The sequence below is a fragment of the Microbacterium sp. genome (assembly GCF_035277845.1).
Classification (GTDB): domain Bacteria; phylum Actinomycetota; class Actinomycetes; order Actinomycetales; family Microbacteriaceae; genus Microbacterium.
In genome coordinates this window covers 1-2404 of the sequence record NZ_DATEJS010000052.1, presented here as the reverse complement: position 1 = coordinate 2404, position 2404 = coordinate 1, and the positions used below count along the sequence as shown (strand labels likewise).

Here is a 2404-nt window from a genome sequence, read left to right as displayed (position 1 = left end):
CGTCGCGATCTGTCAGACCGCGGCGCGGATGAGCTTCTTGTTGACGAACTCGTCGGCTGCCAGCAGACCCATCTCACGGGAGGTGCCGCTGCGCTTCACGCCGCCGAAGGGCAGCTCGGGCGAGTCGGCGAGGGTCACGTTCACGTAGACCATGCCCGCGTCGATCTTGTTGGCCACGCGGTCGGCCTGCGCCGGGTCGGTCGTGTAGACGTAGGAGCCCAGCCCGAAGCTGGTGTCGTTCGCCAGCTTCACCGCGGCATCCTCGTCCGCCACGCGGTAGACCACGGAGGCCGGGCCGAACAGCTCCTCGCGGTACACGTCCATGTCGGGCGTGACGTCGGTGAGCACGGTGGGGGCGTAGAACGCGCCGTCGCGCGTGCCGCCGGTGACGAGGGTCGCACCCTGCGCCACCGCGTGGTCGACCTGCGCCGCGAGACGCTCCGCCGCCGGGAGCGACGAGAGGGGGCCGACCGTGGTGTCGTCGGCGAACGGGTCGCCCACCACCTGGGCCTTCATGGCGTCGGTGAACTTCTCGAGGAAGGCGTCGTACAGGCCGTCCACCACGATGAAGCGCTTCGGAGCGTTGCAGGACTGACCGTTGTTGTCCAGGCGAGCATCCACCGCACCCGCCACGGCCGCGTCGATGTCGTCGGTGGACAGCAGGATGAACGGGTCGGACCCGCCGAGCTCCAGCGCCACCTTCTTGAGGTTGCGGCCGGCGAGCTCGGCCACGGCCGCGCCGGCACGTTCGGAGCCGGTCACCGAGACGCCCTGCACGCGCGGGTCGGCGATGATGGTCGCCGCCTGCTCGTTGGTCGCGTACACGTTCACGTAGGCGCCCACCGGGAAGCCGGCATCCAGATACATCTTCTCGATCGCGGCCGCGGACTCGGGGCACTGCGGCGCGTGCTTGAGGATGATCGTGTTGCCCAGCACCAGGTTCGGAGCGGCGAACCGCGCCACCTGGTAATAGGGGAAGTTCCACGGCATGATGCCCAGGAGCACCCCGATCGGCGCCTTGCGGATCACCGCGGTCCCCTCGGCGAGGATGTCCAGCGGCTGGTCGGCGTTGATCTTCGCGGCGTTGTCCGCGTAGAACTCCGTGATGTCGGCGGCGAAGTCGACCTCGGCGTACGCGGCGAACAGCGGCTTGCCCATCTCCCGCACGATGATCGCGGCGAGCTCGTCGCGACGCTCGCGGTGCAGCTCGGCCACCCGGCGGATCAGCGCGGCACGCTCGTCGACGGACGTCTCACGCCACGAGGCGTACGCGGATGCCGCGGCATCCAGCGCGTTCGCCACGTCGGCGTCGGTTGCGGTGGGATAGGTGGCCAGGGTCTGCCCCGTGGCCGGGTTCACGACTGCGTAGTCGCTCATTTTCTATCGTTCCGTTCTGCCTCAGACGGCAGGGATCAGGGTGTACTTGGTGGAAAGGAACTCGTGGATGCCCTCGGAGCCGCCCTCGCGGCCGATGCCGGACTGCTTGACACCGCCGAACGGAGCCGCCGCGTTGGACACCACACCGGCGTTCAGTCCCATCATCCCGGTCTCGAGCTTCTCGATCATGCGGTGACCGCGCTGCAGGTCCTGCGTGTACACGTAGGAGACCAGGCCGTACTCGGTGTCGTTGGCCAGGCGCACGGCCTCGTCCTCGTCGGCGAACGTCGCGATCGCGAGCACCGGTCCGAAGATCTCCTCACGGAGGATGTCGCTGCCCGGCTGCACGTTGGACAGCACGGTGGGCTGGAAGAAGGTGCCCACGCCCTCGAGCGCCTCGCCGCCGGTGCGCAGCTGTGCGCCGCGGCCGACCGCGTCGGTGACGAGCTCCTTGGCCTTGGCGACCGCGTCGGTGTCGATGAGCGGGCCGATGGTGACGTCCTCCTCGGTGCCACGGCCGATCTTCATGCCGTTGACCCGCTCGGTGACCTTGCGGGCGAACTCGTCGGCGACCGACTCGTGCACGATGAAACGGTTCGCCGCAGTGCAGGCCTGGCCGATGTTGCGGAACTTCGCGAGCATCGCGCCGTCTACGGCCTTGTCGAGGTCGGCGTCCTCGAACACGACGAACGGGGCGTTGCCGCCCAGCTCCATCGACACCCGCAGCACGCCCTCGGCGGCCTGCGCGATCAGACGCCGGCCGACCTCGGTCGACCCGGTGAACGACAGCTTGCGCAGCCGCGGGTCGGCGATGATCGGCGCGGACACCTTGCCGCTGGTCGAGGTCGGGATGACGTTCACCACACCCTTGGGCAGGCCCGCCTCCTCGAGCAGCTGCACGAAGAAGATGGTCGACAGCGGGGTCAGTGCCGGCGGCTTGATGACCACGGTGCAGCCGGCGGCCAGCGCCGGCGCGATCTTGCGGGTCGCCATCGCCAGCGGGAAGTTCCACGGCGTGACGAAGAAC

Annotated in this window: 2 protein-coding genes; both read right to left on the bottom strand. The window is 69.0% G+C overall.

Going from position 1 to position 2404, the window contains the following annotated elements:
• Nucleotides 1-12: 12 nt before the first annotated feature.
• Nucleotides 13-1377, bottom strand: a complete 1365-nt coding sequence (locus VJR25_RS01980; protein WP_324111978.1) for an NAD-dependent succinate-semialdehyde dehydrogenase — start codon at nucleotides 1375-1377, stop codon at nucleotides 13-15.
• Nucleotides 1378-1398: 21 nt separating this feature from the next.
• Nucleotides 1399-2404, bottom strand: a 1006-nt coding sequence (locus VJR25_RS01975; protein WP_324111976.1) for an NAD-dependent succinate-semialdehyde dehydrogenase, incomplete at its 5' end; no start/stop codon positions are given.